The 6,160-nt window shown below is 70.2% G+C and carries 9 protein-coding genes and 1 pseudogene; 8 read left to right on the forward strand and 2 right to left on the reverse strand.

Annotated features, from left to right (window positions below; all coding sequences use genetic code 11):
* The 5 genes and pseudogenes from QNJ12_RS23410 to QNJ12_RS23430 all read left to right on the forward strand — a co-directional run.
* Window positions 1-197 (forward strand): annotated as a pseudogene (locus tag QNJ12_RS23410) (hypothetical protein); the annotation flags it as partial.
* Window positions 198-458: 261 nt separating this feature from the next.
* Window positions 459-1,190 carry a phosphotransferase gene (locus QNJ12_RS23415; RefSeq protein ID WP_300626481.1) on the forward strand — a complete coding sequence of 244 codons (732 nt, stop codon included), beginning with the start codon at window positions 459-461 and terminating at the stop codon, window positions 1,188-1,190.
* 257 nt (window positions 1,191-1,447) lie between these two features.
* A complete protein-coding gene (locus QNJ12_RS23420; RefSeq protein WP_300626483.1) occupies window positions 1,448-1,939 on the forward strand; it encodes a hypothetical protein in 492 nt (163 codons plus the stop codon).
* 95 nt (window positions 1,940-2,034) lie between these two features.
* Window positions 2,035-2,241, forward strand: coding sequence for a type II toxin-antitoxin system CcdA family antitoxin (locus tag QNJ12_RS23425; RefSeq protein WP_300626485.1), 207 nt, complete (start codon window positions 2,035-2,037; stop codon window positions 2,239-2,241).
* Complete coding sequence (locus tag QNJ12_RS23430; protein WP_300626487.1) at window positions 2,238-2,546, forward strand: type II toxin-antitoxin system PemK/MazF family toxin; 309 nt, start codon at window positions 2,238-2,240, stop codon at window positions 2,544-2,546. Before QNJ12_RS23425 ends, QNJ12_RS23430 begins: the two co-directional genes overlap by 4 nt.
* A gap of 737 nt (window positions 2,547-3,283) precedes the next feature.
* Here the strand turns inward: QNJ12_RS23430 and QNJ12_RS23435 are convergent.
* A complete protein-coding gene (locus QNJ12_RS23435; RefSeq protein ID WP_300626489.1) occupies window positions 3,284-4,231 on the reverse strand; it encodes an NAD(P)-dependent oxidoreductase in 948 nt (315 codons plus the stop codon).
* A gap of 72 nt (window positions 4,232-4,303) precedes the next feature.
* Between QNJ12_RS23435 and QNJ12_RS23440 the strand changes: the two genes are divergently transcribed.
* Both QNJ12_RS23440 and QNJ12_RS23445 read left to right on the forward strand, forming a co-directional pair.
* Window positions 4,304-4,882, forward strand: a complete 579-nt coding sequence (locus tag QNJ12_RS23440) for a TetR/AcrR family transcriptional regulator (RefSeq protein ID WP_300626490.1) — start codon at window positions 4,304-4,306, stop codon at window positions 4,880-4,882.
* 99 nt (window positions 4,883-4,981) lie between these two features.
* Window positions 4,982-5,254, forward strand: a complete 273-nt coding sequence (locus tag QNJ12_RS23445; RefSeq protein ID WP_300626491.1) for a winged helix-turn-helix domain-containing protein — start codon at window positions 4,982-4,984, stop codon at window positions 5,252-5,254.
* 100 nt (window positions 5,255-5,354) lie between these two features.
* Here the strand turns inward: QNJ12_RS23445 and QNJ12_RS23450 are convergent, their stop codons facing one another.
* Entirely contained in the window at window positions 5,355-5,846 is a 492-nt protein-coding gene (locus QNJ12_RS23450) for a GNAT family N-acetyltransferase (protein ID WP_300626493.1), read from the reverse strand.
* A gap of 51 nt (window positions 5,847-5,897) precedes the next feature.
* Between QNJ12_RS23450 and QNJ12_RS23455 the strand changes: the two genes are divergently transcribed.
* Window positions 5,898-6,160 (forward strand): hypothetical protein (locus QNJ12_RS23455; RefSeq protein ID WP_300626495.1); only part of this gene is annotated, 263 nt, incomplete at its 3' end.

The following is a 6,160-nucleotide window of genomic DNA, read 5'->3' on the forward strand; positions in this document are numbered from 1 at the left end:
ACCTCACCCCCTGGCGACTCGGCGGCCGCACCGACCTCGCCGACCTCGCACCCGTCTGCGAACCCCACCACCACCTCATCCACGAAGGCGGCTGGACCCTCACCATGACCCCCGACCGGATCGCCACCTGGACCCGACCCGACGGCCAGCACCACTGGACCGGCACCCTCAACGACCGACACCCGATCGCCGCCTGACCGAACGGCGGCCGCAGCCGGACTGGCCTCCGCGCCCGCCGCAGCATCGACGGCCCGGACGTCCTCGGTGTCGCCGTGATCGCGCACGCTCAGAGTGGGCCCGTCGACCTACAACGACGGTCGGGTCCCGCAACGGGATGCCTTGGCGGGGGCACCGCCCCGTGGCCCACGCGTCATGGCAATCGGAGCGAGCCGCTCGCGGTCGAGGTACCGGGACGTGGATCGGCGGCGTCCGGCGGTCGCTCCGCGAAGATGTCGCCCGTGGGATGGGAAGTGCTCGAGCAGTGGGGTGACGGCGCCGCTCGCATCGAACCACTCGCCGGCGGCGTCGCCAACGATGTGTGGCGCGTGCGCGTCAATGGACAGCTCGCCGTCGGACGTCTCGGCTCGCGAAGCGACGCCGATCTCGCATGGGAGACCGAGCTCCTCCGGTACCTCGACCGTGAGGGCCTGACCGTGCCGGTGCCGATCCCGACGACGGACGGCCGGCTGTTCGCAGACGGCCTCGTCGTGATGACCCACGTGCAAGGGCGAGGACCCGAGACGGAGGACGACTGGCGTCGCGTGGCCGACACGCTCCGCCGGCTGCATGAGCTCACGAAGGGCTGGCCGCAGCGACCGGGCTGGCGATCGTCGACCGACCTCCTGCACGCCGACTCGGGGACGAAGATCGACCTGAGTGCGATGCCACCCGAGGGCGTGGCTCGATGCCGGGCAGCGTGGGCGCGGCTCGCAGGACGTCGGACCTGCGTCGTCCACGGCGACCCCAACGGCGGCAACGTCCTCATGACTGCGAATCGGGTCGCGCTGATCGACTGGGACGAGTCGCGCGTCGACGTCCCCGATCTCGACCTGGTGCTGCCCCACAATGCCGCCGACCTCGAGGACGGCGCGCACGACGTGGCCGCGCAAGCGTCGGCCGCGTGGGAGGCCGCCGTGTGCTGGGACGACAACCATGCGGTCGAGCGGCTCGCCGAGGTTCGCTCGATCTGAACGAGGTGGCACCGATGCCGCCATCGGCGGGACCGGTGCAACACCCCGTCGGTGCGGTGGCTGACGAGGCCGGTCGCGAGATCGGCCGAATCGTCGGCCTTGCACGACCCAACTGCCCACCCTTCGGGAGGTTCATCATGCAATGCCGACGAAACGGCCCCACGTCGTTCGACGTCGTCGACGGGCGCGTCGTCCGCATGCCCGTCGCCGACGAGTGCCCATGCCCGGAGTGCGTCGACGGTCGGAGACTCTGCGAGGTGCTCGAGAGTGCCGAGCTCTCGCTGCGGCGGGTCACCACGCAGCTCCTCTGCGCTGCGATGATGCCCGACGACATCGTGTCGGCTGTCCGCATCGGGGCGAGACGCAAGCGTTCGCGCGCCGTCATGCTGACCAGGCTTGAGCTGACGTGCCAGGCCGGGTACTGGCTCAGCCGACCCGAGTGGGCCGACCAACTCGACCAACTCGACCAGGTCGACGCGCTCTGCACGGGCACCGGCTTCCGGGTCGGGACGACGATCCCGGGCTGGCTCCACGAGTGGTACGCCCGCAAGGGAGGAGGCGACGTCACGTTGGTGACCAACGGCGTGCTCGACGTGTGGATGGCCCTCGCCGACGACCTCGAGCGGAGCGCCGACCTGCTCGACCCGCTCGGTGAGGAGCGGGCCCGTACGGGCATGGACGGCTCGATCGTGCTGCCGAGTCCGCGTCGCCTGGGAACATGCGACGCGTCGAGCGATCCCGGTGACTGATGAGCGATGAGTGGTGAGTGGTGAGCGGTGAGTGGTGGGCGGCGAGTGATGGAGAGTGGATAGTGGTGATAGCAGTTGCTGATGGCGTCAGTTGCATGTCTATCCGGACCACGTGCACGCTCGACGAGCGATTGGCCGAGCAGGCACGGAAGCTCGGGGTGAACATCTCTGCCGCGGCCCGTGATGGGGTCGCCACTGCGGTCCGCGCCGCGCAGGTGGCGAATGTCCGGGCGGCCTACGAGCGCCGACCCGAGCAGGTCGACGAGTTCTGGGACGACGCCGAGGCCTGGGGCGGCGGGTGAGGCGGGGCGAGGTCCGCTACGCACAGGTCGGGCGGAAGCGCCGGCCGGTCCTCGTGCTCACCCGGACCGAGGTGCTCGACGTCCGCGAGCTCGTCACCGTCGCCAAGATCACGACGGCGTTGCGCGGCTTGGCCGTCGAGGTCGCGCTCGACCACGAAGCGGTCGGACTCGATCGGCCGTCGGCGGTCAACTGCGACGGGCTCCACACTGTCCGCCAGTCGTCGCTGACCGACGCAGTCGGCGTCGTCGACGACGACGTCCTCGACGACGTGTGCGCCGCGGTCACCCTCGCCGTCGGCTGGTGACCCTCGCGACGCGACCGAAGCAGAATGCGGGGTGGGATCGAGCGCCCGCCGCCGATCAGAGTGGGCCCCATCGGATGGCGAAGCGATCGCAGGGCTGCGATCGCGGGCGCAACGAGGATCGCGCCGGCGGCACCGAAGCGGCGTTTGCGGCGTGCGCCAACCACGAGCACAGCCCACTCACAGCGAAGTCAGGTAACGCGCAGCGATCCCGGCGATGTCGAGCTCGCACGGCTCGCCGATGGCACCGAAGCATCGTTCGCGGCGTGCGCCTACCACGAGCACAGCCCACTCACAGCGAGGTCAGGTAGCGCGCGGCGATCCCGCAGACGTCGAGCTCGAGCGGCCCGCCGATGGCACCGAAGCATCGATCACAGAACGCGCCAACCACGAGCACAGCCCACTCACAGCGAAGTCAAGTAGCGCGCAGCGATCCCGCAGACGTCGAGCTCGCGCGGCCCGCCGATGGACCCGAAGCATCGATCACAGAACGCGCCAACCACGAGCACAGCCCACTCCCAGCGAAGTCAAGTAGCGCGCAGCGATCCCGCAGACGTCGAGCTCGCGCGGCCCGCCGATGGACCCGAAGCATCGTTCACAGAACGCGCCAACCACGAGCACAGCCCACTCCCAGCGAAGTCAGGTAGCGCGCGGCGATGCCGCAGACGTCGAGCCCGCGCGGCTCGCCGCGGGCACCGAAGCGGCGTTCGCGGCGTGCGCCGACCAGAACCGCAGCCCGCTCACAGCGAGGTCAGGTAGCGCGTGGCGATGCCGGCGATGTCCAGCTCGCGCTGCTCGCCGGAGGCACCGGCGGCGAACACCGCCTCGGCCGCGGCGGCGATCGGCACCTCGGCGCCGAGCTCGCCGGCGAGATCGGTCAGGTATCCGAAGTCCTTGGCGACGAGCTGCACCGGGAAGTTCGGTGAGTAGTCGCCCGCCCCGATCAAGCCGAGGATCCGCTGCAGACCCGGCGAGGTGATCGGCAACCCGCCGAGCACATCGAGTGCCTGGGCGGTGTCGACATCACTGCGAGCGAGCAGCCCGGCGATCTCCGCGTAGGCCGCGACCTGGATCCCGAACAGCCCGTTGATCGCCAGCTTCATCGCGGCCGCCGTACCCACGCCACCGACATGGCGCACGGCGCCGGCGTTCACCTCCAGCACCACCCGCACTCGATGGAGCACCTCGGCCTCGCCACCGACGAGCACGAACAGCGCTCCGGCATCCGCCTGCGGTCGAGAGCCCACCACCGGCGCCTCCAGGAACGCCACGCCGGCCGCAGCGGCCGTGTCGCCCAGCTCGCGGATCGTGCTCGCCGAGAGGGTCGACGACTCCACCGCGACGGCACCGTCCTTCATCGCAGCGAGCACGCCCGTCTCACGGTCGAGCCAGACGCCGCGGGCAGCAGCGTCGTCGGCGACCATCGAGATCACGACATCGGCGTCGGCAGCCGCAGCTCGAGGGTCGGTGGCAGCGATCACGGGATGTTCGCCTGCGAGAGCCTCGGCCGGCCCCGATGACCGGTTCCAGACCGTCACCGCGAAGCCGGCCGACGCCAGGTTCGCGGCCATCCGCGAGCCCATCGACCCGAGCCCGAGGACTGCCACCCTCTGCCGTTCCGCTGCGCCGCTCGTCGCAGCCGTCGTCGCATCGATCGTCTGGTCGTTCGTTGCGTGGTTCGTCGTCATGTTCAACGAGACTATCGGTCCAACAAATCAATTACAAGACTCGCGGTCCATGTTCTGGGCTATGCTGGAGGAATGCCCCGCGGTCGAACCAGGGACGAGCTCGCCCACCAGCGCATCCTCGACGCCACGTTCGAGCTCGTCGGCGCCGGCGACCCGGGCCAGGTCGGGGTCAACGACATCGCCGAGGCGGCCGGCGTGGCCAAGCAGACCATCTACCGGTGGTGGCCCTCGCGCACTGCGGTGATCCTCGACGCGCTCGTCGTCGGCACCATGCGGGCGACGCCGTTTCGCGAGAGCGACGACCTCCGCGCCGACTTCGAGGCCCACCTGCGGGCCGTGATCCGGCTCTTCAACTCCCCGACCGGTGCGCTGGTCCGCGAACTGGTCGGCGAGTCACAGCGCGACCCGGCGATCGCCGAGGAGTTCCGCGAACGGTTCTGGGCGCCACGCCGGGCGCTGTCGATCGAACGTCTCCGCCGGGGCGTCGAACACGGCTGGATCCGGGATGATCTCGACATCGAGACCGTGCTCGATGCGATCTACGGTCCGCTCTGGCTCCGGCTCATGATCGGCCATCGTCGGCTGCGACCGGCCGATGCCCGCGCCGTCGTCGATGCGATCTGGCCCGGCATCGCCGTCAGCGAGTCCTGAGTCGCCCCTCGTACGACGTCACGCCGAACCCGGCCAGCCACGAAGCGCCGGACGAACACACTGGATGTATCGCCATGCCGTGCGCGTATGGAGTTGGTAGTGGAGTTTCGCGTTCTCCGGCCTCTCCTGGTGTCCGAGGGCGGGCGGCCTCCGGCGCTTGGCGGGCATCGGCAGCGGGTCGTCCTCGGTGTCGTGCTCGCGCATGCGAGCGAGGTCGTGTCGACCGAGCGGCTGATCGACGAGGTGTGGGGCGAGGAGCCACCGGACACGGCGCGCAAGTCGCTCCAGGTCTACGTCTCGCGGTTGCGCAAGATCCTCGGCGACGGCGTGATCGCGAGCCACGATCACCCTGTGCGCAGACGTCGCCCGTGAGATGGGAGGCGCCCAAGCCGTGGGGTGACGGCGCTACCACATCGAACGGCTTCGCAGGCACACGGCATTGCGGCTGCAGCGTCGGCCGCGGCAGCTCTCGTCAGTCGATCAGCGACTTCCAGAAGGTGACCTTGTGGTCGCCGGGGCCGTAGAAGTCGCGCACGCGGGCCTCCTCGACGAATCCCTTGCTGCGGTAGAACCTGCGAGCGCCGTCGTAGCCGTCGAGGCTGGAGGTGTCGACGATCAGCGTCCGCGCCAGGTCGACGCCGACAGCGCGCAGGTTGCCGAGGACGTGATTCATCAGCGCCGAGCCGACACCGGCGCCGTGTCGGTCGGGCGCGGTAGCGAGGAAGTACAGGTTCCACATGCGGTCGGCGAACGGCTCGGGTGCGTAGTACGCAGCGCCGGCGACGGCGCCGTCGAGATCGGCGACGATCCACCGATGGCCCTCGAGGGTGCCGTCGAAGAAGCCGGCCAGCATCTCGTCGAAGTCACCCATCTCGTCGGGTTCGAACATCTGGTTGTCGAGGGCGAGCTGCTTGATCACGTCGGTGTCGGCCGGCGTGGCGGGTCGGACGAGGGTGGTCGCCATCTCCCGATCCTGTCACGGCGCACGGTCGGGCCGCCTGCGAGAATCGCCGCGATGCACACTGCGGCGCCCGATCCGGGACGGGTCGGCGGGATCGGCTGGCTGGAGCGGACGAACGGCTCGCTGACGCCGGCTGCACGACGCCGCCTGATCATCCCGATCCTGCGCGGCCAGGCCGAGGGGATCGCCGGTCGGCTCGCACTGGCGACCCGGCGGAGGAACCGGATGCCGCTCGAACTCCCGGACCCGCCCGACAGCACGATGGCACGGCAGGCCGAGGACGCGGCCGCCGACCAGCCGGCGGCCCTGATCGGGCA

The sequence above is a fragment of the Ilumatobacter sp. genome (genome assembly GCF_030065885.1).
GTDB lineage: Bacteria > Actinomycetota > Acidimicrobiia > Acidimicrobiales > Ilumatobacteraceae > Ilumatobacter.